General features: G+C 42.1%; 21 protein-coding genes and 3 tRNA genes. 9 read left to right on the plus strand and 15 right to left on the minus strand.

The window, feature by feature from the left end:
* Positions 1-3: 3 nt before the first annotated feature.
* The 6 genes from nagB to CTY47_RS09050 all read right to left on the minus strand — a co-directional run bounded on the left by nagB (position 4) and on the right by CTY47_RS09050 (position 6,226).
* A complete protein-coding gene (gene nagB, locus CTY47_RS09025) occupies positions 4-816 on the minus strand; it encodes a glucosamine-6-phosphate deaminase (protein WP_099464434.1) in 813 nt (270 codons plus the stop codon).
* Positions 817-838: 22 nt separating this feature from the next.
* Entirely contained in the window at positions 839-2,032 is a 1,194-nt protein-coding gene (locus CTY47_RS09030; RefSeq protein ID WP_099464435.1) for an FprA family A-type flavoprotein, read from the minus strand.
* 86 nt (positions 2,033-2,118) lie between these two features.
* The gene (gene lgt, locus CTY47_RS09035; protein WP_099464436.1) at positions 2,119-2,943 is read right to left on the minus strand and encodes a prolipoprotein diacylglyceryl transferase; all 825 of its coding nucleotides are present in this window, start codon (positions 2,941-2,943) and stop codon (positions 2,119-2,121) included.
* Between the two features lie 2 nt (positions 2,944-2,945).
* Entirely contained in the window at positions 2,946-3,842 is an 897-nt protein-coding gene (locus CTY47_RS09040; RefSeq protein ID WP_099464437.1) for a diaminopimelate dehydrogenase, read from the minus strand.
* A gap of 201 nt (positions 3,843-4,043) precedes the next feature.
* Entirely contained in the window at positions 4,044-5,039 is a 996-nt protein-coding gene (locus tag CTY47_RS09045; RefSeq protein WP_099464438.1) for a metallophosphoesterase family protein, read from the minus strand.
* 32 nt (positions 5,040-5,071) lie between these two features.
* A complete protein-coding gene (locus CTY47_RS09050) occupies positions 5,072-6,226 on the minus strand; it encodes a Gfo/Idh/MocA family protein (protein WP_099464439.1) in 1,155 nt (384 codons plus the stop codon).
* Between the two features lie 150 nt (positions 6,227-6,376).
* On the opposite strand from CTY47_RS09050, the gene CTY47_RS09055 reads away from it, so the two are divergent.
* Complete coding sequence (locus CTY47_RS09055; RefSeq protein ID WP_099464440.1) at positions 6,377-7,303, plus strand: hypothetical protein; 927 nt, start codon at positions 6,377-6,379, stop codon at positions 7,301-7,303.
* 68 nt (positions 7,304-7,371) lie between these two features.
* On the opposite strand, the gene CTY47_RS09060 is transcribed toward CTY47_RS09055, so the two are convergent.
* From CTY47_RS09060 to recO, 5 genes are all read right to left on the minus strand, one after another.
* Positions 7,372-9,819 carry an ABC transporter permease gene (locus tag CTY47_RS09060; protein WP_099464441.1) on the minus strand — a complete coding sequence of 816 codons (2,448 nt, stop codon included), beginning with the start codon at positions 9,817-9,819 and terminating at the stop codon, positions 7,372-7,374.
* A 273-nt stretch (positions 9,820-10,092) separates the two neighbouring features.
* A complete protein-coding gene (locus CTY47_RS09065) occupies positions 10,093-10,404 on the minus strand; it encodes an STAS domain-containing protein (RefSeq protein ID WP_233202134.1) in 312 nt (103 codons plus the stop codon).
* Positions 10,405-10,407: 3 nt separating this feature from the next.
* Complete coding sequence (locus tag CTY47_RS09070) at positions 10,408-10,824, minus strand: ATP-binding protein (protein ID WP_099464442.1); 417 nt, start codon at positions 10,822-10,824, stop codon at positions 10,408-10,410.
* A gap of 99 nt (positions 10,825-10,923) precedes the next feature.
* Positions 10,924-10,995 (minus strand) — tRNA-Arg (locus CTY47_RS09075).
* 68 nt (positions 10,996-11,063) lie between these two features.
* Entirely contained in the window at positions 11,064-11,789 is a 726-nt protein-coding gene (gene recO, locus CTY47_RS09080) for a DNA repair protein RecO (protein WP_099464443.1), read from the minus strand.
* Between the two features lie 80 nt (positions 11,790-11,869).
* Between recO and CTY47_RS09085 the strand changes: the two genes are divergently transcribed.
* From CTY47_RS09085 to CTY47_RS09100, 4 genes are all read left to right on the plus strand, one after another.
* Positions 11,870-12,259, plus strand: coding sequence for a DUF2721 domain-containing protein (locus CTY47_RS09085; protein ID WP_099464444.1), 390 nt, complete (start codon positions 11,870-11,872; stop codon positions 12,257-12,259).
* A 132-nt stretch (positions 12,260-12,391) separates the two neighbouring features.
* Positions 12,392-12,463: transfer RNA gene (locus CTY47_RS09090), tRNA-Glu, on the plus strand.
* 43 nt (positions 12,464-12,506) lie between these two features.
* Positions 12,507-12,767, plus strand: coding sequence for a 30S ribosomal protein S20 (rpsT, locus tag CTY47_RS09095; protein ID WP_099464445.1), 261 nt, complete (start codon positions 12,507-12,509; stop codon positions 12,765-12,767).
* Between the two features lie 63 nt (positions 12,768-12,830).
* Positions 12,831-12,902: transfer RNA gene (locus CTY47_RS09100), tRNA-Glu, on the plus strand.
* A gap of 68 nt (positions 12,903-12,970) precedes the next feature.
* Here the strand turns inward: CTY47_RS09100 and CTY47_RS09105 are convergent.
* Positions 12,971-13,330 carry a hypothetical protein gene (locus CTY47_RS09105; RefSeq protein WP_099464446.1) on the minus strand — a complete coding sequence of 120 codons (360 nt, stop codon included), beginning with the start codon at positions 13,328-13,330 and terminating at the stop codon, positions 12,971-12,973.
* A gap of 486 nt (positions 13,331-13,816) precedes the next feature.
* On the opposite strand from CTY47_RS09105, the gene gyrB reads away from it, so the two are divergent.
* The 4 genes from gyrB (at position 13,817) to CTY47_RS09125 (ending at position 19,096) form a co-directional block, all read left to right on the plus strand.
* Positions 13,817-15,772 carry a DNA topoisomerase (ATP-hydrolyzing) subunit B gene (gene gyrB / locus CTY47_RS09110; protein WP_099464447.1) on the plus strand — a complete coding sequence of 652 codons (1,956 nt, stop codon included), beginning with the start codon at positions 13,817-13,819 and terminating at the stop codon, positions 15,770-15,772.
* An 83-nt stretch (positions 15,773-15,855) separates the two neighbouring features.
* Positions 15,856-17,628: a gamma-glutamyl-gamma-aminobutyrate hydrolase family protein gene (locus CTY47_RS09115; protein ID WP_099464865.1), complete on the plus strand. Its 1,773-nt coding sequence runs from the start codon at positions 15,856-15,858 to the stop codon at positions 17,626-17,628.
* A 30-nt stretch (positions 17,629-17,658) separates the two neighbouring features.
* Positions 17,659-18,657 carry a M28 family peptidase gene (locus tag CTY47_RS09120; RefSeq protein ID WP_099464448.1) on the plus strand — a complete coding sequence of 333 codons (999 nt, stop codon included), beginning with the start codon at positions 17,659-17,661 and terminating at the stop codon, positions 18,655-18,657.
* Between the two features lie 13 nt (positions 18,658-18,670).
* The gene (locus CTY47_RS09125) at positions 18,671-19,096 is read left to right on the plus strand and encodes a SufE family protein (protein WP_099464449.1); all 426 of its coding nucleotides are present in this window, start codon (positions 18,671-18,673) and stop codon (positions 19,094-19,096) included.
* A 1-nt stretch (position 19,097) separates the two neighbouring features.
* On the opposite strand, the gene CTY47_RS09130 is transcribed toward CTY47_RS09125, so the two are convergent.
* The 3 genes from CTY47_RS09130 to CTY47_RS09140 are packed head-to-tail and all read right to left on the minus strand — an operon-like array spanning position 19,098 to position 22,434.
* Complete coding sequence (locus CTY47_RS09130) at positions 19,098-19,697, minus strand: ribonuclease HII (RefSeq protein WP_099464450.1); 600 nt, start codon at positions 19,695-19,697, stop codon at positions 19,098-19,100.
* A 32-nt stretch (positions 19,698-19,729) separates the two neighbouring features.
* Positions 19,730-21,181, minus strand: coding sequence for a PA14 domain-containing protein (locus CTY47_RS09135; protein WP_099464451.1), 1,452 nt, complete (start codon positions 21,179-21,181; stop codon positions 19,730-19,732).
* A 38-nt stretch (positions 21,182-21,219) separates the two neighbouring features.
* Positions 21,220-22,434, minus strand: coding sequence for a cysteine desulfurase (locus tag CTY47_RS09140; protein ID WP_099464452.1), 1,215 nt, complete (start codon positions 22,432-22,434; stop codon positions 21,220-21,222).
* Between the last annotated feature and the right edge of the window lie 84 nt (positions 22,435-22,518).

Raw genomic sequence — 22,518 nt, forward strand, 5'->3', positions numbered from 1 at the left:
TAATTATTTCAATAAAGAGCAAGGACAAAGGTTGTCTTTTTCAATGTCTTTGAAATAGTTATAAGTACCTACTTTTATTTCGGCACAAGCAGCTTCGTCGGCTACAATAATGCCTTTAGGATGTAATTGTAAAGCTGTGATTGTCCACATCTGGTTTACAGAGCCTTCAACAGCTTGCTGCAAAGCGCGGGCTTTGTTGTGCCCGTTTACCATGATAAGCACTTCCTTTGCATCCAGCACTGTGCCTACGCCTACTGTTACAGAAGTCTTCGGAACCTTATTCACGTCGTTGTCGAAGAAACGGGAATTGGCAATAATCGTATCGGTTGTCAACGATTTGACACGTGTACGTGAAGCCAGGGAAGAACCCGGTTCGTTAAATGCGATATGTCCGTCCGGTCCGATACCGCCCAAGAATAAATCTATACCGCCAACAGCTTTCATCTTGGCTTCATAAGCTTCACATTCGGCTTCCAGATCGGCTGCATTACCATTCAGAATATTTACATTTTCAGGTTTGATGTCAATATGGCTGAAGAAGTTATTCCACATAAAAGAATGATAGCTTTCAGGGTGGTCTTTAGGCAAACCTACATATTCATCCATATTGAAAGTGATTACATTCTGAAATGAAATAACACCTTGTTTGTTCAATTCGATCAGGTTCTTATACATACCCAGCGGAGAAGATCCGGTAGGTAGGCCAAGTACAAATGGTTTTTCAACTGTAGGATTTGCTTTCTTAATCTTTGCAGCAACATAATTAGCAGCCCACTTTGAGAGTTGCTCGTAATTAGGTTCGATAATCAGTCTCATAACGATGTATTTAAATCGGTTATTAAATAGTTTTCAGTTTAGATGCCATTGCTTCGCCTAAAGCAATGCAGCCGTTGTATTTATCGGCACTCAAAGCCTGTTTCTGCTCAACCGGAGCAGCTACTGTCTCCCATTTCATTTTTTCACCAAATGCAGTCAGTTTCTTCACCGCTGCACCCGCCCAGGTAAATGAGCCGAAATAAGCATAATAACGGTTCTTTACCTCACGCGCTTCTATCTTACTCAAGATCGATTCCACCTCAGGAAACAACTGGTTACAGTAAGTAGGACTTCCTATAATGACTCCTTTATACTTAAAGATATCTTTCAAAATATATGAAGCCGGACTCTTGCTAACATTGTGCATTACTATATTACGAATTCCATTAGCCGCCAGCGAAGATGCTATTGCCTCAGCCATCTGTTCAGTATTACCATACATGCTGCCGTAAACAATAACTACACCTTCTTCTCCTTCATAACGGCTCATACGGTCGTAAATATCGATTGCTTTCGCAATGTGTTCACGCCATACCGGACCATGAGTCGAGCAAATAGTTTTAATTTCCAAAGCCGAGAGCTTCTGTAAAGCTTTTTGTACCGGACTACCATATTTACCCACAATATTAGAATAATAGCGGATCATCTCGTCCCAGTAGTGCTCTACATTCATTTCAGAATCAATTACGCCACCATCCAAAGTACCATATGTACCGAATGCGTCGGCAGAAAACAGAATCTTGTCCGTAGCATCATAAGTAACCATCACTTCAGGCCAGTGTACCATCGGAGCCATATAGAATGTCAGCTTATGGTGTCCCAGACTCAACGTATCGCCCTCTTTTACTTCGTGTAATCCTTCATTGATGCCATGGTAACCGTCAAGCATACCAAAAGTTTTACTGTTTCCTATGATCTTTACATTCGGATATTGCTGGCGTAACAGGCGGATACTTCCGGCATGATCGGGTTCCATGTGATCTACAATCAGGTAGTCCAGTTCGCGTCCGTTTAAAGCATCAGCTATTTTTTTCAGAAAAATGTCGGAATAACATACATCTACCGTATCAATCAATACAGTCTTTTCGTCCACTATCAGATAGGAGTTATAAGAAACACCGTACGGTAAAGGCCACATATTCTCAAAGAGAGCCTTCTGACGGTCATTTACTCCAACATAATAAACTTTATCAGCTATTTCTTTTAACTTATACATCTTTTATCAGTTGACAAATTACAGTTGACAAGTGACAGATACGACAAGCGGTATTTTGCTGTCGATTGTGAATTATCAATTGTCAGTTAGTTTTGTTTATTCTTAGTAAGCGCCCTCCATACGAAGTAGCAACCGGCCAATACAAACGGAATACTGAGCAATTGCCCCATATTCAGAATCATACCGGCTTCAAAATCTTCCTGGTTATTTTTCAGGAATTCTATAAAAAAACGTGAACCAAACACACATATCATGAAAACGCCAAAGATAAGCCCTTCTTTCTTCCAAGCCTCTTTCTTAAAGTACAACCACATACAAATGCCAAAAGTAAGTAAATAACAAATAGCTTCATATAGTTGTGTAGGATGGCTCGGGACACTGAAGACCGGCTCGGCTCCCATTCTCCATGCATGCAGGTTTTCTATAAAACGGAATCCCCACGACGCATCCGTAGGATGTCCGTACACCTCGTGGTTCATCAGGTTTCCCAGACGTATCATAGCAGCAACCAAACCGGTGGGAACAACCAATTTATCGAACGTCCACAACATGCTTTTATGTGTCACACGTTTTGAATAAAAATAGATAGCAATAACTATACCCAACGTACCGCCATGACTTGCCAGACCGCCTTCCCAGACTTTTAATATTTCAATCGGATTGGCCAGATAATAACCCGGAGCATAAAATAAACAATGTCCTAAACGGGCACCGATCACTGTTCCCAATACAGTATAAATAAGCAACGAATCGATCCATGCAGGAGGCAACTTTTCATCCTTCCACATCCGGTTCACAATCGTATAACCTATCCAGAAACCAATAGCAAACGCAAGTCCGTACCAGCGTATTTCACGGGATCCAATAGAAAAAATGGCGGGATCAGCCGTCCAGGTAATAAAATCCAGCATAATTAAACGAGTCTTTTTATTAAGTCTTCTCTTTCGCCGTATAACATATCAATTACCGGCAATTCTATCATGGTATAAGCACCCGGCTTCTGTTTGAAGCTTGCACGAGCTACAGACACAAGGATTTGTGCTGTCAGTGCAGGATTATTAATTTTCATATCAAATTCGATCAACTGGTTCTGTGTCTTTCCGGAAACACCTTTACGAACCAGATTGACTCCGTGCCCCATATCCAGTAAATTGTCTACAGACTCTACCTGCATAACATGTGTTTCGTCATGGGCAAAATATTCGTCTGATTTAATGGCGGCAGCTACCTGCTTGAAATCATAACCGTCTTTTACCTCTATATATACCATACGGCGATGAACACCAGTGCCCAAAGGTATAGTCATACTCAAAGCAGCTTTTACGCCATCAATTGCTTTTACAGCCACCGTATGTCCCATACTCATACCAGGGCCGAAATTGGTGTAAGTAATTCCTTTCGGAACCATAGCTTCCAACAGCGCACGAACCACTGAATCACTTCCCGGATCCCAGCCGGCTGAAATGACAGCTACCGTATTATGTGCCTTTGCCACTGCATCCAATGAACGGCGCAGGTCTGCAATCCCACCATGAATATCATAGCTATCCACCGTATTAATTCCAAGCGACAAAATTTCTTTGGCAAACTCTTCCACCTTACGTGTAGGAGTAGCTAATACGGCTACATCCACCTTATCTAACTTCGTAATGCTATCTACAACGGCATAAGCCTTCAATTCGTCAGGTATATCTTCGGGGTTACGACGTACAACACCTGCCACTTCAAAATCGGAAGCAGCTTCCAGGGCCTCTAATACATACTTTCCTATGTTGCCATATCCTACAATGGCGGCTCTAATCTTCTTCATACTTTGTTTTTACTTTTCAATCAGCTGCAAAGTTAATCATTATTAAGCACTAAAAGTAAGGCAAGATGTTGTTTTTGTTTAAAAAGGGAAGAGACAACAATCCAACCATTAAAAAAAAGATCCCGATCATTTTACAAAACCATCGGGATGATTTGAAAAAATGATCGGGATCTTTTCAAAAAGGGTTAAATATATATCCGCTTATTTTCTTACAAAGTCATTTGGAAAAGTTGTCTCCTGCTCTACTCCTGCTTTAGTACGAATCCATGAACGGAAGGAACGTTCGCCTTCTTTCATTTCAATAACACGGGCACCATTCGGCACATGGTTGTATTCTGTATTACCTCCTGTGAAACGTCCGTAAGCCAACAAAATCCCTTTCCAGTAAACAGCATAATCATCATCATGATCATGGCCTACAAATACACCCATGACATCCTTACTTTGTTTCATAGCCGTAAAAAGACCTGAGTTCAACGGAGAACAGCAAACTACTTCCTTGCGAATGCCATACATACAAGAAGCCATGTCCGAAGCAGCCTGGGCATATTCGGGCAATGCTATATGGAAGAACGCCAAAGCAGGAAGAACCTCACCTCCATTGTTTTTTGTAAAACCCGCACTGCGGTTCAGATACCAGTTTATCTGATCAAATTTGATATAATCATATCCATCTACACCTTCCAGACCACTATAAGCATTAGAGTCAAAGCAATACAGAACTGCAGCCGTTTTATTTCCATCCGAAGATTTAACCGGCAAAGCACAGTTTCCTGTGCCGGATATTTCGGGAACCTCATCTACAGTGATATTATAAGGCATATCCGCAACAGCAGCAAACAATTGATCATTCGTCATCCCCTGTTCATGATCATGATTACCAAAAGTAATAGCAAAAGGTATTTTACGGTCGGACACGGTCTTCAGCACATTCCGCAAATTCTGATCAGCAGGTTTGCTGTAAATTATATCACCGGTAAAAACTACCAGATCCGGTTTTTCGACATCCAACACTTGGTTCATACGTTCAAACGCAATGTCGGAACGTTGATCCTGCCACACAACGTGCAAATCAGTAAATTGTACGATTTTAAACGTTTTATCTTTGTTGAATTTCAGTTCCGGCTTCTGGGCATATCCCAGAGAACAAACGCCCAGGCACAATAAGCCTAATGCAACAATTTTCTTTAAATCCATTTCCTACGTATTTTATATAAGTTTGTAATATGTTACTCTATCATTTTCACCCATTTCTCCCCACTCGAACCTGCAGCAACCATTGTCTCAATAAATTGCATGCCGCGTACGCCTTCCTCCACTGAAGGGAAATCCGAATATTCCAACTTTGGGACTTCTCCTTTTTGTAAAGATCGCAATGCCAAAGAAAAATTCCGGTATATATTGGCAAAAGCTTCCAAATAACCTTCGGGATGCCCGCCTGGAACCCGTGAATTATGAGCGGCAATAGCCGACATATACAAGTTTGATGTACGGACCATCTCTGCCGGACGACCGGGATAACGAAGAATCATAGTATTCGGTTCTTCCTGACGCCATTCCAAACCGCCTTTTTCACCATATATCCGTATTGTCAAATCGTTTTCTACTCCTGCCGCAATCTGGGTGGCTGTTAACACGCCGGCAGCTCCGCCTTCATAATGAATAAAGGCGGCACCGTCATCATCAAGACGGCGGCCAGGCACAAACGTATTCAATTCCGCACATATTTCAATTGCTTTCAATCCGGTTATATATTCCGCCAGGTTAAAAGCATGTGTACCGATATCACCCATACAACCGGCTTTTCCGGAACGCTTCGGATCTACACGCCAAGAGGCCTGCTTATTGCTTCCGGCACAATCATCATAAAGCCACCCCTGTATGTAAGAGACATAAATACGGCGAATTTTACCTAAATCGCCCCGCCGTACCCGCAACCGGGCTTCTTTAACCATCGGATAGCCGGTATAAGTATGGGTCAGGGCAAACAACAGGCCTGTATCTTTAACCTTTTGTTGCAACGATTTAGCTTCTTCCAAAGTAAAAGTCACCGGTTTGTCCAACACCACATGGAAACCATGTTCCAATGCCAACATTGCCGGTTCAAAATGAAGATGATTAGGTGTAACAACCGATATAAAATCCATACGTTCACCCACAGGAAGAGAGGCTTCCTTTTCTATCATCTCTTTATATGTATTGTAAATACGATTTTCTGGCAAGAACAAAGAAATACCTGTACGTCTGGAGTTTTCGGGATCGGAACTAAAACATCCGCAGACCAATTCTATCTGTCCGTCCAGGTTAGCCGCCATGCGATGAACAGCTCCAATAAAAGAGCCTTCGCCCCCACCTATCATTCCCATCCTAAGTTTGCGATTCATGGTATTAACACTTTACATTACGATTAATTTCACGAGGTAAGCAAAACTAGATAAAAACAAAAGACCACTCTAATTTTCCGGCTTAATATTTTTTAAATACAGAAATAAATGCTTCTTTTGTAAGCATATTTATATTAATCATTCCAAACTATGAAAAAGAGAACGTTACTGGCTTTGGCCGGTATTTTTTATCTGGCTGGTTGCCAAACTTTGGATTCCGATGCCATTAAGACAGGTGAAAAACAATATCCAATCAGGTTTTCACTCCAGCTAAAAGAAGAAATCGTATCATTTCCATCCGTACGAAGCATTCCGGACTTGTCAATTCCTGATCCAATTAAAACAAATAAATCTCCGGAAGCGGGCGACAATCTTTTCAGCAAAATCGAATATATCGTATATGACAATTCCGAAAATCCTGAAAAATTTATCCGGCATAAACAGTTCACTTCGGCAGATGACGACTTTACCATTATTTATGATTCCCTTCCTGCAGGAAATTATAAAATAGCATTTCTCGCCCACTCTTCCGAAGTTGTTGAACTTTCCGGGAACATGTTTAAATCAGATCAAGTTTCAGATGCATTTCATGTTTGCGAAATAATATCTGTAGGAACTAACGATATCAATAAGAGCATAGAGTTAAAGCGTGTTGTCAGCCGGATAGAATTTGTATCGGAAGAAATGGTTCCTGCAACACTAAAAAGTTTCGACATCGAAGTCAAACCTTATTTTAACCAGATTAATATTTTCACAGGAGAAGGTGCTACACAAACAAATACATATACTTTCCCTCACCTGTTTACAGATGAAGAAAAAGGTACGAATAATTTTACACATAACTTCTATACATTCATACCTTCCGGCAACCAAACAATATCCGCAACCTTAATTGCGACAGGCAATGATGAATCGCAGCATAAAAGGGAAGTCGGCAACATCACTCCTGTAATCAATAAAATCATTCGATATAAAGGAAAACTTTACTCACCGAAGAGTCCGGACGAAACATTCAGTTTAAGCGTTATAAATAATGGGGCATGGGATCAACCGGACAATGATATTCCTTTAGAATAAACAAAAAGTCAATAAAACCCTACCCAAGCCTGCGATTTTAACGCATCCCTGGGTAGGTTTGCATTCGATTAATGCCCCAGTTTAGAAGCCGGATTTGCTGTTGCAGCACGATAACTCTGGAATGTAACCGTTAATGATGTAAGCAAAGCGATTATTAATAATGCTGCGATAAATACCCATAAATAAATAGGTGTCTTATAGGCAAAACTTTGCAACCATATATTTACCCCATAATAAGCAACAGGAATTGAAATAACGAAACAAACGAGTGTAACCCGAAGAAAAGAAGAGTTTAACATCCAAAGAATCTGTCGAACTGTAGATCCAAATATCTTACGTACAGCAATTTCTTTTTCCCGGCCTTGCAATTCAAAAATAACCAATCCGAATACTCCGACCAAAGATAAAAACACTGCCAAAAGACATAGGATGGTAACCAATGCTCCTTGTTTTTGACTTTTATGGTAAAGCTCATCCAATACCGAATCAAAAAAATGAATATCGACCGGATATCCAGGCATTAACTCTTCCGTCACTTTGTGGATATGTTCGATCGCCGCCCGCGGATCTCCTCCGGCAATTTTCACATACGAATATCTTTCCGGTACCGTATGGCGATAATGATTCTTAGCCGATACCCAAAGCCCCAGCGGACGCAATTGCCTATACAAAGATTCATAGTGAACATCTTCAAAAATACCTACGATCTGCACCGGTATGTTATTATCAGAAATGTTTGTACCTACTATATCCGAAAGATCATTTATTCTTCCAGAAGTAAAACGGGAAGCTATATCCTTTGCCGCACTTTCACTTAAGATACAGACAGGTTGACTATTACCCGGAGCTTCATCCGACGGACGGAAATATCGGCCGGCAATCATTTTAATATCCATTAATTCAGGGAAGCGAGAAGAAACACCAAACCAACTCATATAAGAATGTTGCCCCTCATAGCTATATCCTATAAAGGAACGGGACTCGTCCGAAACAAATTTAAACTCACTAAAGGCCACATCTCTGATATCCGGGCTCTCCAGAAGGCGGGCTTTGAACAGTTCACTTTTATTCAATGCCGCTCCCATACTTAATCTTACTTCCATGATATGGTCCTTATTAAATCCCAAATCAACATTTCCTATATATTTGTTTTGCAAAAAGACGAACAACGAACCGACAACCAATGTGATTGAAATAACAAACTGAAATCCGATCAGCAATTTCCGGGTATTCTTCGCCCTATCACTTAGTGCGAAAGTTTTATTCAGAGCCATCACCGGAGGGAAGGAGGTTATATAAAAAGCGGGATATATTCCGGCAAACATACCACATCCTATCACAATTAATGACGTCATCGCTAAAATCCTCCAGTTGGAGAATAAATCTAACCGATGCCCCAACATATCTGCAATCCATTGAACATCGCTTAAAAGAAAAACAAAAAACAGAGCTATAAAAAATGCAAGTACGGTGATTATTAAAGATTCCAGAACAAGATATCTCCGAAGCGTAGCATCCGAACTACCCAATACTTTTTGAATAGTAATCGACTTAGTACGTATCGGCGCCAATGCAATAGAAAGGTTTATATAATTAACCATCGCAATACCGATAATCAGGACGGCTACAAAAAATAACATATTCGTCCTTAACTTATTGCCGACAGGAGCCGCATCTGCGCGTACCTGCTGGCCAAAATAAAGTTCAGTCAAAGGTCTGAGACGAATATCTTCAATCGCGAAATTTTTAAGAAACTCCTTGTTATTGGTCATATATTGATCAATGGTTGCAGGAACTGCTTCAGGAGATGACATCAACAGGTAACAATAGTATGGACCTGTATTCCAATCATGCATCATTTCTTTTTCCATGATTGGAATATACAACGCATTTTTCAAACGGGTATTTTCCGGAAAATCACGATAAACCCCGCCGACTATATATGCCGGTTCAAAATGGAGTCCATATATGTCTGTACCTTCAGCACTTTCAAATTCCGAAAAATAAACAGGTTTACCAACCGGATTACCTTCACCGAAAAATTTCCGGGCCATGCTTTCCGATATCAATACACCATCCGGATGGTTCAGGCAATCCGCACTACCGGCAACCATCTCAAAACCAAAAACTTTTGTATATCCGATAGTTATTCGTTCCACTTGTTCCATATAGCTCTTACCATCAACTTTTTTGCTGGTAGAAACACCTAAACGGACAGAGGAATAAACCAGATTATTTGTAATAGCAGCTGCTTCTATACCGGGTGAAGCCGCAATAAAACGTTCAAGCTGTGGGCGCGAGAAGTTAGCTTCCCATATCCCATCATTACGCATATTCTCTAGTTGAAATATTCTCTCTCTATCGGGTATAGATACATCAAAATTATATTCATAACTTACATGTATCCAAATCAGAATAAATAATACAAAAGCAAAACTCAACCCCAAAAGGTTAGTGGCTGTAGCCAACTTATAACGCGTTAGAACGTAAAGCAAATTTCTGAATGTACTTTGCATATTTAATTAATTTGGTTTTACCTGTAATAGCTACGACTTTATTCATAACTAATCAAAAAGTATGCCAAAACACAAATATAATTAATTATCAACACATTAACTTCATTTACAACATTCAAAGGTGTCTAATTATTTGATAGTTGTGTAAAGAAATTAGACACTTCAGATATTAAACAAACTTGCCCAAGATTACGCTAAACTTGGGCAAGATTTTGCTGATTACATTAGGAGGCGATTTTAAATCCAGCCCCTTTTCTTATATAATCTTTTTTATTATTCAATTAAAAACAAAGCGGAAAAGCCTGTAACATCAAACACCTCTCTGACATCATCATTCAAACCGCACAAACGCAATATTCCGCTTCGATGGGAAACTTTTTTCTGTAACAAAAGAAACACTCTCAATCCGGAACTACTTATATATTTAAGATCAGAACAATCCACTTTTACTTTCAAAGCCGTTCCGGTAAGAACAGGTTCTATTGTTTTTTCAAAATCAGCACTGCTATTCGTATCCAATCTACCGGAAACAATTACTACAACTTCCGGCCCTTCCGTAACTGTTACTTTCATATTACCATTCATATATTATGCTTTTATTTTTTTCTTCATAATCAAAACATTCTGTTTCTTTTCTCTCCTATAACTCACCTCATCCATTATCTGCTTAATTAAAAAGATCCCTAATCCGCCAATAGGACGTTCATCTGCAGACAAAGTAATATCAGGATTTTCGCGTTTGGTAGGATCAAAAGCTATACCCGAATCTATTAACATCAGGGTCAGCCAGCCTTTGTCATACGACACTACAATATTTATAGAACAACCTTTTTCGCCCGGTTTATATGCATAAAAAATAATATTGGATACTGCTTCTTCCAGAACCAGATTTAGTTTCATCCGGAATGCAGACGGCAGATGAAACTCTTCATCCACGACCTCCAGAAAATCATTTATCCGGTCTAATTCCTTAATATCATTTTCAATACACAATGTCTTTTGCATATATTCCCGAGTTTGGGGCTAAAGGTATCAAAAAAATAATTCCTTCCGAAAGAAATTTTATTTTCTCTCGAAAGGAATTATGATTTCTAGAGGATGTAGTAGTCTCGCCGGGAATCGAACCCGGATCTAAAGTTTAGGAAACTTCTATTCTATCCATTGAACTACAAGACCATTCCTTATTGGTGCGGCAAAAGTATAATCTTTTCCGCAAACTGGCAAGTATTCAAAGAGCAAACTACCTAATCAAACAGACTTTGCAACACCGAAAAAGATTTTATCTCCGGGAACTCCGGCAGATGCAACCGGTAATATTCTAATATACGCTCAATAATACGTACACGATCTTTACGGGAGAAGGTGAATAAGGACATATTTTCAAAGCTGATTTTCAACAAACGGGCAAATATCAGGCTCTCTTCCCGGTTCAAATAATGACGGTGCATTGGTATTGAATCTATAAAAACACCATTCAACATATCGAAATAATATCCCTGATTATGGGAATCCGCATTCGGATAAATACCTAAATAATATAACAGGCGAAGCAAAAAAACAAGATGGAAATTGGCAACTCCTTCTTCTGAGTACTCCAACATTTGAATGGATTCATAAAGAAATCCAAACAGGCGGGCATCGGGTTCCGTATCTTTCACTACCCGGAAAAGAACCTCCGATAAGAAAAGAGCCAGCACATTTTTCACGGGATTGCAGAAAAGCGCTGTAAGCGGATAACATATTTTTGTTTCTTTAATCCGATGCAAATCCCGCTTATTAAGATGCTCCACCTCCATTTCCAAGACGGACAAAGGCATAAACAGTGCTTTGGAAACCGTGCTTTTCTTTCCCCGGTTACGCGCAACCAGATAAGAAGCCCGTCCAAAAGCCTCCGTATACATATATATAATAGAATACTTATCGTTATACGGAATAGAATGCAAAACAATTCCCCGTGTCTTACTCAGCATAAATTTATATCTTTGTAGAGCAAAGATACAAAACAACAAACTATTATGCGTATCATCAGTTACATAAAAAAGAACAGATTATGTTAGATCTTACCACTCCATCATTATTGTTTTCGGCCATATCGCTCATATTGCTGGCGTACACAAACCGGTTTCTGTCGTATGCAAGTGTAGTACGCAACCTGAAAGAAAAGCATCAACAGACACACGATCCGAAAGATTTTGCCCAGATAGCTAATTTGAGGAAAAGGCTTTATCTTACACGTTCCATGCAGATACTGGGTATTCTTAGTTTACTCTTTTGCGTCATCGCTATGTTCTTTATCTATATTTCATGGCAAATAATTGCAGCATGGATATTTGGTGTTGCACTCCTGTTATTAGCAGCGTCATTATGCGTATGCATCTGGGAAATAAACATTTCCGTAAAAGCGCTGGAAATACATTTAGAGGATTTAGGTTCTAAATAGAAGTTAAAACAAATGCTTCTATTAAAATTTCCTTTGAAATGTTTTGGTAGTTTGACGAGATGATCTATCTTTGCACTCGCAATCGGGAAATCAACATTCTCAGAGTGCTAAAAGTGAGAGCTTTGACAGTTTGGCCCGTTCGTCTATCGGTTAGGACGCAAGATTTTCATTCTTGAAAGGGGGGTTCGATTCCCCCACGGGCTACAATAAACAAGATTAAAGAATAAATAGAGAGGATATCTAAGAAATGGCAAATCACAAGTCATCAATCAAAAGAATCAGACAAACAAATGCAAAACGTTTGCATAACAGATACTATGCAAAAACTGCAAGAAATGCAATGAGAGTTTTGCGTGCTACCGAAGACAAGAATGAAGCTCAGGCTCTGTTCCCGAAGGTATGCTCAATGTTGGATAAACTTGCCAAGAAAAACATTATTCATAAGAATAAGGCAGGTAATCTGAAGTCAAAGTTGGCTAAGCATGTCAACAAACTTGCACAAGCATAAGGTAAATACTTTATATAAAGTGTGAAGCCGGACTCTATTAAGCCCGGCTTTTTTAAACCTGACGGCCCGTTCGTCTATCGGTTAGGACGCAAGATTTTCATTCTTGAAAGGGGGGTTCGATTCCCCCACGGGCTACCCGATAAAGAGGACAAAGTTTAAATTTTGTCCTCTTTACGCATTTATAGTTACTGTAATTATTGTCGTTATTTTTTCATCCCGAACTTCCTAAAAAAACGACGGCACATACCAAGGAGAATTTCCCCAAATCCCAGCTTGCCATCTTCGGCATAAGTAATCAAATGTTCCTGTTCCATCCGGCAAAGACTATGAAGCATACCGGTACAAAATAAAATATAAACATGAGTACTGGTTACCAAGACCAAACGGATATTCCGAAGCGGAAGTGGAGATATCTTACTCCACGGTAAAATCAGATGCTTTTCGGACAGTTCAAATCCCATACTTTTTTTCAGTGGAGAAAGAAGCCCTATAACTTCATCGGCATACATTTTACGCGTATGCTTTGCGACCTCACGGATCACGGCGTTCATAAACTCATCCATACATACTTAAGTTTTGGCATGTCCCGTTACCAAACAGAATGGGGCACGAAACATACTCATCCTCGAAGCGAAGGTACTGGAAACCCGACCACTAAGAATATTGTATGCCCGCACCCCAACTTATTGTAGCAAAATGTACATAAGCGTGGCACGAACATTTAATATCAGTGATCAAAAATTTCCAGTTTTTCGCTTCTGATAATTAAATGTTCAAAAAAAATGCTGCCGGATGTCTTTCTCCTGACAACAACAGCAAAGATACTATATTTAATAAATAAAGAACACCAGCCTAACAGAAAGTTTACCCCGTTGCCTACCCTTTTTGATTTAGTTGCCTATCCTTTTCAATCGGGTTGCCTACCCAAAATACCCCCGAAAGGGTTTTCAGTATTTTCACACGCCGAAAGGACTACCATGTCAATTATTTTCACTATATTTGTTAGCTTTTTATAGGCAGATAATTACTGATTAAAACAATATAAACTCATGAGTGAAGAAATTAAGAATACTGCTAACGAATACTCGGCAGACAGTATTCAGGTGCTTGAAGGGTTAGAAGCCGTACGCAAAAGACCGTCTATGTACATTGGTGACACCAGCGAAAAAGGGTTGCACCATTTGGTATACGAAGTTGTAGACAACTCGATAGACGAAGCTCTTGCCGGATATTGCTCTAATATTGACGTAATAATCAACGAAGATAATTCAATCAGCGTTACCGACGACGGCCGCGGTATTCCTGTAGATTTTCATGAGAAAGAAGGAAAATCAGCTTTGGAAGTAGTATTAACCGTATTACATGCCGGAGGTAAATTTGACAAAGGTTCTTACAAAGTTTCCGGTGGTCTGCATGGGGTGGGTGTGTCCTGCGTGAACGCTCTTTCCACTTATCTGAAAGCAGAAGTCCGCAAAAACGGAAAATTATACATGCAAGAGTTTTCTTGCGGTAAACCCTTACATGATATAGAAATAGCAGGCGATACGGATGGAGTGGGAACAACCATTTCTTTCAAACCGGACGGAAGCATTTTCAGTGTCACCGAATATAAGTACGATATTCTGGCAACACGTTTACGCGAACTTGCTTTCCTGAATGCCGGTATTACGCTGCATCTGACGGATAAACGCGTAAAGAAAGAAGACGGGACTTATAAATCCGAAACTTTCCATTCGGAAGAAGGCTTGAAAGAATTTGTCCGTTACATAGACCGCTCCAAAGAAAAGTTGATCCAGGATGTTATTCATATCGTGACTGAAAAACAGGGTATACCCGTAGAAGTGGCCATGACTTACAATACGTCCTACAACGAAAGCGTATTTTCTTACGTTAACGACATTAACACGATAGAAGGAGGTACTCACCTGGCTGGTTTCCGCCGCGGTTTGACCCGTACGCTAAAGAAATACGCAGAAGATTCAAAATTGCTGGAAAAGGCAAAAGTTGAAATCCAGGGAGACGATTTCCGCGAAGGTCTTACCGCTGTCATTTCTATCAAAGTAGCAGAACCCCAGTTTGAAGGACAGACAAAAACAAAGCTGGGCAACAGCGAAGTAACCGGAGCCGTAGACCAGGCCATCGGTGAAGCACTGGGATATTATCTGGAAGAACATCCGAAGGAAGCCAAAATAATTGTAGACAAAGTAATTTTGGCAGCACAGGCTCGTCAGGCTGCACGTAAAGCCCGCGAACTGGTACAACGTAAATCTCCAATGACAGGTGGAGGTCTTCCGGGCAAACTGGCTGACTGCTCATCTAAAATTGCTGCTGACTGTGAGTTATTCCTTGTCGAAGGAGATTCTGCTGGTGGTACGGCCAAGCAGGGACGCGACCGTAACTTCCAGGCTATTCTCCCGCTTCGTGGTAAGATTCTGAATGTCGAAAAGGCAATGGACCATAAAATATTTGAAAGTGAAGAAATCCAGAATATTTTCCGTGCCATGGGAGTTACCATCGGAACAGAAGATGACCCGAAAGCTCTAAATATGGATAAGATACGTTACCACAAGGTAATTATCATGACCGATGCCGATGTGGACGGAAGCCACATTGCAACATTGATCCTGACCTTCTTCTTCCGCCGTATGCGTGCTCTGATAGAGAACGGATATGTTTATCTGGCTACTCCCCCGCTCTACTTATGTAAGAAGGGTAAAGTGGAAGAATATTGCTGGACGGAACAACAACGACAAGCTTTCATCGACAGATACGGTAATGGTAATGAAAATCAGATCCACACCCAACGTTATAAAGGTTTGGGAGAAATGAACGACCACCAGTTATGGGATACGACAATGAATCCGGATAACCGTACTCTGAAGCAGATCACTATCGATAATGCCGCCGAAGCAGACCAGATATTCTCCATGCTTATGGGTGAAGACGTTGGCCCGCGCCGCGAATTTATTGAAGACAATGCAACATACGCTAAAATTGACGCCTAAACAGTTGATAATTGACAGTTGGCAGGTGCGCAAGTGGTACTTTAACTGTCAATTGTCAATTGTCAACTTAAAAAGATATGAATATGAAGATCCGTCGTCCGAATTTAGAAACCTTATATAAGGAAGTTGATCAGTTTATACCATTAAAAAGAAGCCTTCAACCTCCACGCATAGGAATTTCGGCTAATCGGAAAGACGGACTTTCCTGTATAGCCGAAACATACGTACAATCCGTACTGGCAGCCGGAGGAGCTCCGGTTCTTATTCCGGTCATTACGGATCTGGCAGCACTAACAGCTATCATTTCCAACCTGGACGGGCTATTAATGAGCGGAGGCGGAGACATCAACCCGCTTTATTTGCTTGAAGAACCAATACCCCAGTTACAGGATGTGGACACATACAGGGACGAATTCGACTTAATCCTGCTCCGCCTTGCAATCAACCGCCAATTGCCTATTATGGGCATATGCCGCGGGCATCAACTTATCAATGTAGCATTCGGAGGCAGTATTTACCAGGATATTCATTCGCAAAGCGACCATAAATTATTAAAACACAGCCAGAGTCTGGCACGTGAATTTGCTTCGCATACCGTCAGTCTGGACGAAAGCGAAAGCAAACTCGGCAAGATATTAAAGGAAGACCCGATACTCGTAAACTCTTTCCATCACCAAGCAATAAAGGAAGTTGCTCCTGAGTTTATCGCTACGGCAACGGCTCCCGACGGAATCAACGAAGCAATAGAACATCCGGAAAAAACAATTTTCAGTGTACAATGGCATCCTGAAACCATGGCACCAAATGGTGACGAACAGATGCTGAAGCTATTCAGATATCATGTTGATACAGCCCGTACATTTGCCCGGGCGAAAGAGATTCACAACCGTAACGTCACTATAGACTCGCACACAGACACGCCGATGATATTTCCGGGCGAATTCAATATCGGCATGAAAGAAGGCGGAAAGGTGAATCTTCCTTTTATGGAGGAAGGGTTGATCGATGCGACCTTTATGGTTGCCTATATTCCACAAGGATCAAGAGACGATATTTCTTCACAGAAAGCCACCGACTTGGCAATAAACCGTCTCCTTGAAATCCGCCGCCAGCACATGTTGAACCGTACACGTATGTGCATTGCCCATTCTCCGCAGGAAGTACATGTACTGAAAGCCGCCGGCAAGAAGTCCATTTTACTAGGTGTGGAAAACGGATATGCCATAGGTAAGGACATTGCGAACGTTGCACGCTTCAAAGAACTGGGTGTAGCTTATATTACCCTTTGCCATAACGGTGATAATGATATTTGCGATTCTGCCCGGGGAAATGGAGAATGGAACGGCCTCAGCCCCTTCGGAAAAGAAGTAATACATGAAATGAACCGGCTTGGTATCATGATAGACGTTTCGCATGCTGCCGAAAGCACATTCTATGATGCGCTGGAAACCAGCCGTTATCCGATTATCGCTTCCCACTCTTCTGCCCGTGCCCTTTGCGATCATCCGCGTAATCTGACGGATGACCAGTTGAAAGCACTGGCCGAACGCCAGGGAGTGGTACAACTCTGCCTTTACAAAGGTTTTATCAATAAAGATTCAGAAAAGGCTTCACTCAGTGATGCCATCCGCCATATCAACCATATCGTAAATCTGATTGGAATAAACCACATAGGCATTGGTTCCGACTTTGACGGCGACGGCGAGCTAATCGGTTGCCGTGCAACCAACGAGTTGATAAACATCACAGTTCGTCTGCTGGAAGAAGGATATACTGAAAATGAAATAGCTAAAATATGGGGCGGCAACCTGCTGCGTGTAATGAACAAAGTACAATACGGCCCCGATCACGAATAAAAATAATTAACAGGTTATAATCCCAAACTTATGATAAAAGTGGTTTCTATTTTACTAAGTATCATATTGTTTTCATGCGGCCAGAAAGGGACCGGCGAAACAACGGCTCCGGTTGCCGAATTGAAGAAAGCCCCGACAACTATCACTCCTTCCTTCGATGCAGACAGTGCATACGCCTATGTTGAAAAGCAAGTGTCGTTCGGCTACCGTATTCCGAACACGTCGGCTCATAAAGCTTGTGGCAATTATCTGGCCTCCGAACTAAAACGCTTCGGGGCACAAGTATACGAACAGGAAGCAACACTGACGGCATACGACGGAACTCCATTGGAATCGCGTAACATAATCGGTTCCTTCAATCCCGATAAAGAGAAACGCATCCTGCTTTTCGCCCATTGGGACACACGTCCTTACTCGGATCACGATCCCAACCCAGCCAATTACCGGAAACCGCTGGATGGTGCCGACGATGGTGCAAGCGGAGTAGGTGCCCTGTTAGAAATAGCCCGTCAGATGGGAATAAAGACTCCCGACGTGGGAGTAGATATCATCTTCTTTGATGCGGAAGATTACGGAGTACCCGAATTTGCGAAAGAGAAATATGGAGACAGTAGCGATACCTGGTGCCTGGGCAGCCGTTTCTGGGGAAAAAACCCGCATAAACCGGGCTACAAGGCAGAGTTCGGCATCCTGCTCGACATGGTAGGAGCCAAAGATGCCGTATTCTATAAAGAATATATCTCCATGCGCCATGCAGCACGTTATGTGGACGAAGTATGGGAAGTTGCCCGTAAGCTGGGATATGGCAAGTATTTTATCAATGCAAACGGCGGAGGTGTAACAGACGACCATGAAGCTGTTATTGAAGAAACCGGTATTCCCTGCCTGGACATTATCAATTATGATCCGGAATCGGTCAAAGGCTTCCGCGACCATTGGCATACACAGAACGATAACATGGGCAATATAGACAAAAACGTACTGAAAGCCGTAGGCCAAACAGTACTTGAAGTAGTATATAACAGATAAAAGATAGAAGACAATGACAATAAACGAACTTCAGGACAACGTTATAGAGGAGTTCTCCGCTTTTGATGACTGGATGGACAAGTATGCGTTGTTGATAGACCTGGGCAACTCCCTTCCTCCGCTGGAAGACAAGTACAAAACAGAATCGAACCTTATTGAAGGCTGCCAGAGCCGTGTTTGGCTGCAAGCCGATTATGTGGATGGAAAGCTCGTTTTCCAGGGCGAAAGCGATGCTGTTATTGTAAAAGGAATCGTTTCCCTCCTGATCAACATACTATCGGATCACACACCGCAGGAAATACTGGATGCCGATCTGTATTTTATTGAGAAAATAGGCCTGAAAGAACACCTATCGCCTACCCGCTCCAACGGCCTGGTTTCCATGGTGAAGCAGATGCGCATGTACGCACTGGCTTTCCGTACGAAAGAAATGGAATAAATCAGAACTGCAGTTCAAGTTGTTCGGGCAATAAGGTAAAGGTCTTACGATGGTAGGGGGTAATACCCAACCGGCGAATCGCTTCACGGTGTGTACGTGTAGGATAGCCTTTATTCTCTGTCCAGAGGTAACCCGGATATTCTTCAGCCAAGCCATTCATATAATCATCACGATATGTCTTAGCAAGAATAGAGGCGGCGGCAATCGAAAGATATTTGCCGTCGCCTTTTATAACTGTCGTATGCCGGATATCCGGATATGGGTTGAAGCGGTTGCCGTCTATCAAAAGGTGTTCGGGTTTTACCTTTAACTGCCCTATGGCACGGTGCATCGCCAGAAAAGAGGCGTTCAGTATATTGATACGGTCTATTTCTTCCGGCGAAACAATACCCACCGCCCAAGCCAATGCCTCCTGCTCGATAACAGGACGCAGAGCATAACGCTTCTTTTCGCTAAGCTGTTTACTGTCGTTCATATCTTCATTCTGAAAATCGGGTGGCAAAATAACAGCAGCGGCAAATACCGCACCTGCCAGACAACCACGTCCTGCTTCATCACAGCCGGCCTCTATCCGGCCGGCTTCCATATAGGGTAATAACATACTAACCTGTCTCTTTTCTTTTTGTCCGTTATTTATTCGGGAAGATACAACATATCATCCGGCAACACAGATTCTTTTATCTTACGGCTGGAAACGCCTACTTCCAACATCTCTCCCATATAATCTTCAAAATACAGAACACGCAATTCGTGGAAACCGGCTTTAAGGGCTACCATTCCCTTCCTCTGCCTGTCATTGTGTCCGCCATCGTTATCCACTACCATATGTCCGTCAATAAACAATTTGGAACCGTCGTCGGAGAAGGTGTAGAAGCGGTAAACGCCATCTTCAGGGATATTGACCAACGTACGGAAATCGTAAGCAAAATGATCTTTGGCAGGAGCTTCTTTGATAGAGAAATTCTTCATCGTTCCCTCTTTCAGCTTAGTGCCGGCGGCTATCTGATCGGTCTGTTTAAACTTACCTTCGTAATAAGTATAAGCAACGCCATGCTGTTTAGGTTTTACATTCTTAGCCGGAAGGTAAGTCATCGTTTCCTCGTCTTTTGAATTAAGGCCGGAAGGATAATAGTAAACATATTCGCGGCCGGCGGGGGTAGTGATCCATGTGTCGAATCCGCGCTGTCCTTCGCTTAACTCAATACCCCGTCCGCCTCTTACCAGGTCGCCATAGGCATCGGCACCTGTTACGCGACCGTATGCCAAAGCTATATCAAAGTTCAAGCCGATAAAATCGTTGTCGTGGTCGTGTCCGGCAAAGACACCCATAACATCACCCATTTCGATAAAAGAAGCAAACATGCCCGTGTTAATGTCCGGCGAAGCAACGGCGCCTTCGTTCATAACACCCAGTTTCGTATCGGAACGGCCTACTTTATAATATTCGGGAAGCGGAATGTGGAAGAAAGCCAAGGCAGGGTAAGGTTTTCCCCCGTTAGCCTGCGTATATTTTGTACTCTGGTCGCGGTACCAGGCAATCTGATCGAAATGAATCCAGTCATAATGGCCATACTCTTTCAATGTAGGATAGTCGTTGGAGTCGATGCAATATAGCAGTGTCGCTATTTTTTGTTTATCCTTCGAGCCATAAACAGGCAAGATATAATTTCCGCATCCGCGGATATTTTCCGGTCCTTTCGCGCCAACGAAATAGGGCGACCGGAGCAGCATATCATATATTTCTCCTTTTGCCACAACTTCAGCGTCATGATTCCCCATAAGAACGGCATAAGGTATTTTAGCTCCGTCAAATATATTGATTATAGCTTTCCAACCTTCAACACCCGGAGCCGATGTTACCACATCACCCGTAAGGATTGCCACATCCGGTTGCTCCGCCTTTATCACGGACTGGATAGTTTCTGCCGTTTTTGCAGAATTGGGAGATTTATTGTCCCAATGTATATCCGTAAACTGAACGATTTTAAACTTACCGTTCTTAAAAGACAACTGCCCGTTATAGGCCGACAGGGACAGCGGAAGACAAAGCAGGCAGACAACTGCCAGTAATAAGATTTTTTTCATGGCATTTAATTTTATACATTATAGTAAAATTCAATACATCAGAACATTTTCCGTACCCGCTCTACTCCAGCAACAAAGGCGTCGATTTCTTCCTTTGTGTTATAAAAGGAAAATGAAGCACGAACCGTACCTTCGATACCTAACACCTGCATAAGAGGCTGCGCACAATGATGGCCGGTGCGGACGGCGATCCCCAGGCGATCCAGCAACATTCCCATATCGTAATGGTGGATATTACCTACAAGGAAAGAAATAACAGCCCCTTTATCGACCGCTTGTCCAAAGATGCGCATGCCTTCGATCGCATTCAGTTTGTCAGTTGCATAAGTCAGCAGTTCATGCTCGTAAGCAGCAATATTATCCATCCCCAGGCGGGTAACATAATGCAGAGCTTCGGCCAGGGCTGTGCTACCGATATAATCGGGTGTTCCGGCTTCAAACTTAAACGGAAGTTCATTAAACGTTGTTTTCTCAAAAGAAACGGCAGCGATCATCTCTCCCCCACCCTGATAAGGAGGTAGTTTTTCGAGCCATTCTTCTTTACCGTACAGGACGCCTATTCCGGTAGGCCCATACACCTTATGTCCGGAAAAGACATAAAATTCGGCATCCAACGCCTGTACATCCACAGCCATGTGCGGAACGGACTGTGCACCATCCACTAAAACAGGAACACCGTTGCGATGAGCCTCTTCTATCATTTCGGCTACCGGATTTATCGTACCCAGCACATTCGAAACATGAGTTACCGACACGAGGCGGGTACGGTCGGAAAAAAGCTTACGATACTCATCCAGCTTCAATTCTCCTTTCTCGTTCATCGGAATCACTTTCAACGTGATGCCTTTCTTTGCTGCTTGTATCTGCCAGGGCACAATGTTGGAATGATGCTCCATGACAGAGACGATCACCTCATCGCCGGCCGACATACATTCGTCTGTGAAGCTTGAAGCAACCAGATTGATGGCTTCTGTTGTGCCGCGGGTGAAGATTATTTCGTTGGTAGAACGAGCATTCAGGAAATGTTGTACCGTGCGACGGGCGTCTTCGTGTGCTTCCGTAGCTGCCTGGCTCAGAAAGTGGACTCCACGGTGGATATTGGCATTTACGTTATAGTAACCGTTTTCAATCTTCTCTACAACACAACGCGGTTTTTGTGTAGTTGCCGCATTATCGAAGTAAATAAGGGGTTTATCATACACCGGATGCCCCAGGATTGGAAAATCGGACCGGATTGCATTAATGTCTAACATAACAATTTTTTATTTAGTCGTATAACACGTACCAAAGATACGATGTTTATTTTAACAACGATGATTTATTTATTCATACCTAGG

The organism is Parabacteroides provencensis (assembly GCF_900232875.1).
In the GTDB taxonomy this organism is placed as follows: domain Bacteria; phylum Bacteroidota; class Bacteroidia; order Bacteroidales; family Tannerellaceae; genus Parabacteroides; species Parabacteroides chinchillae.

Excerpts from the sequence above, each read along its gene's own strand:
- CTY47_RS09065 (WP_233202134.1), bottom strand. The coding sequence starts at position 10,404 with ATGAATGGTAATATGAAAGTAACAGTTACGGAAGGGCCGGAAGTTGTA.
- CTY47_RS09055 (WP_099464440.1), top strand. The coding sequence starts at position 6,377 with ATGAAAAAGAGAACGTTACTGGCTTTGGCCGGTATTTTTTATCTGGCT.
- CTY47_RS09125 (WP_099464449.1), top strand. The coding sequence starts at position 18,671 with ATGACAATAAACGAACTTCAGGACAACGTTATAGAGGAGTTCTCCGCT.
- lgt (WP_099464436.1), bottom strand. The coding sequence starts at position 2,943 with ATGCTGGATTTTATTACCTGGACGGCTGATCCCGCCATTTTTTCTATT.
- gyrB (WP_099464447.1), top strand. The coding sequence starts at position 13,817 with ATGAGTGAAGAAATTAAGAATACTGCTAACGAATACTCGGCAGACAGT.
- CTY47_RS09115 (WP_099464865.1), top strand. The coding sequence starts at position 15,856 with ATGAAGATCCGTCGTCCGAATTTAGAAACCTTATATAAGGAAGTTGAT.
- CTY47_RS09085 (WP_099464444.1), top strand. The coding sequence starts at position 11,870 with ATGTTAGATCTTACCACTCCATCATTATTGTTTTCGGCCATATCGCTC.
- CTY47_RS09045 (WP_099464438.1), bottom strand. The coding sequence starts at position 5,039 with ATGGATTTAAAGAAAATTGTTGCATTAGGCTTATTGTGCCTGGGCGTT.
- CTY47_RS09105 (WP_099464446.1), bottom strand. The coding sequence starts at position 13,330 with ATGGATGAGTTTATGAACGCCGTGATCCGTGAGGTCGCAAAGCATACG.
- CTY47_RS09050 (WP_099464439.1), bottom strand. The coding sequence starts at position 6,226 with ATGAATCGCAAACTTAGGATGGGAATGATAGGTGGGGGCGAAGGCTCT.
- CTY47_RS09130 (WP_099464450.1), bottom strand. The coding sequence starts at position 19,697 with ATGTTATTACCCTATATGGAAGCCGGCCGGATAGAGGCCGGCTGTGAT.
- CTY47_RS09140 (WP_099464452.1), bottom strand. The coding sequence starts at position 22,434 with ATGTTAGACATTAATGCAATCCGGTCCGATTTTCCAATCCTGGGGCAT.
- CTY47_RS09070 (WP_099464442.1), bottom strand. The coding sequence starts at position 10,824 with ATGCAAAAGACATTGTGTATTGAAAATGATATTAAGGAATTAGACCGG.
- CTY47_RS09030 (WP_099464435.1), bottom strand. The coding sequence starts at position 2,032 with ATGTATAAGTTAAAAGAAATAGCTGATAAAGTTTATTATGTTGGAGTA.
- nagB (WP_099464434.1), bottom strand. The coding sequence starts at position 816 with ATGAGACTGATTATCGAACCTAATTACGAGCAACTCTCAAAGTGGGCT.
- CTY47_RS09135 (WP_099464451.1), bottom strand. The coding sequence starts at position 21,181 with ATGAAAAAAATCTTATTACTGGCAGTTGTCTGCCTGCTTTGTCTTCCG.
- CTY47_RS09040 (WP_099464437.1), bottom strand. The coding sequence starts at position 3,842 with ATGAAGAAGATTAGAGCCGCCATTGTAGGATATGGCAACATAGGAAAG.
- CTY47_RS09060 (WP_099464441.1), bottom strand. The coding sequence starts at position 9,819 with ATGCAAAGTACATTCAGAAATTTGCTTTACGTTCTAACGCGTTATAAG.
- rpsT (WP_099464445.1), top strand. The coding sequence starts at position 12,507 with ATGGCAAATCACAAGTCATCAATCAAAAGAATCAGACAAACAAATGCA.
- recO (WP_099464443.1), bottom strand. The coding sequence starts at position 11,789 with ATGCTGAGTAAGACACGGGGAATTGTTTTGCATTCTATTCCGTATAAC.
- CTY47_RS09120 (WP_099464448.1), top strand. The coding sequence starts at position 17,659 with ATGATAAAAGTGGTTTCTATTTTACTAAGTATCATATTGTTTTCATGC.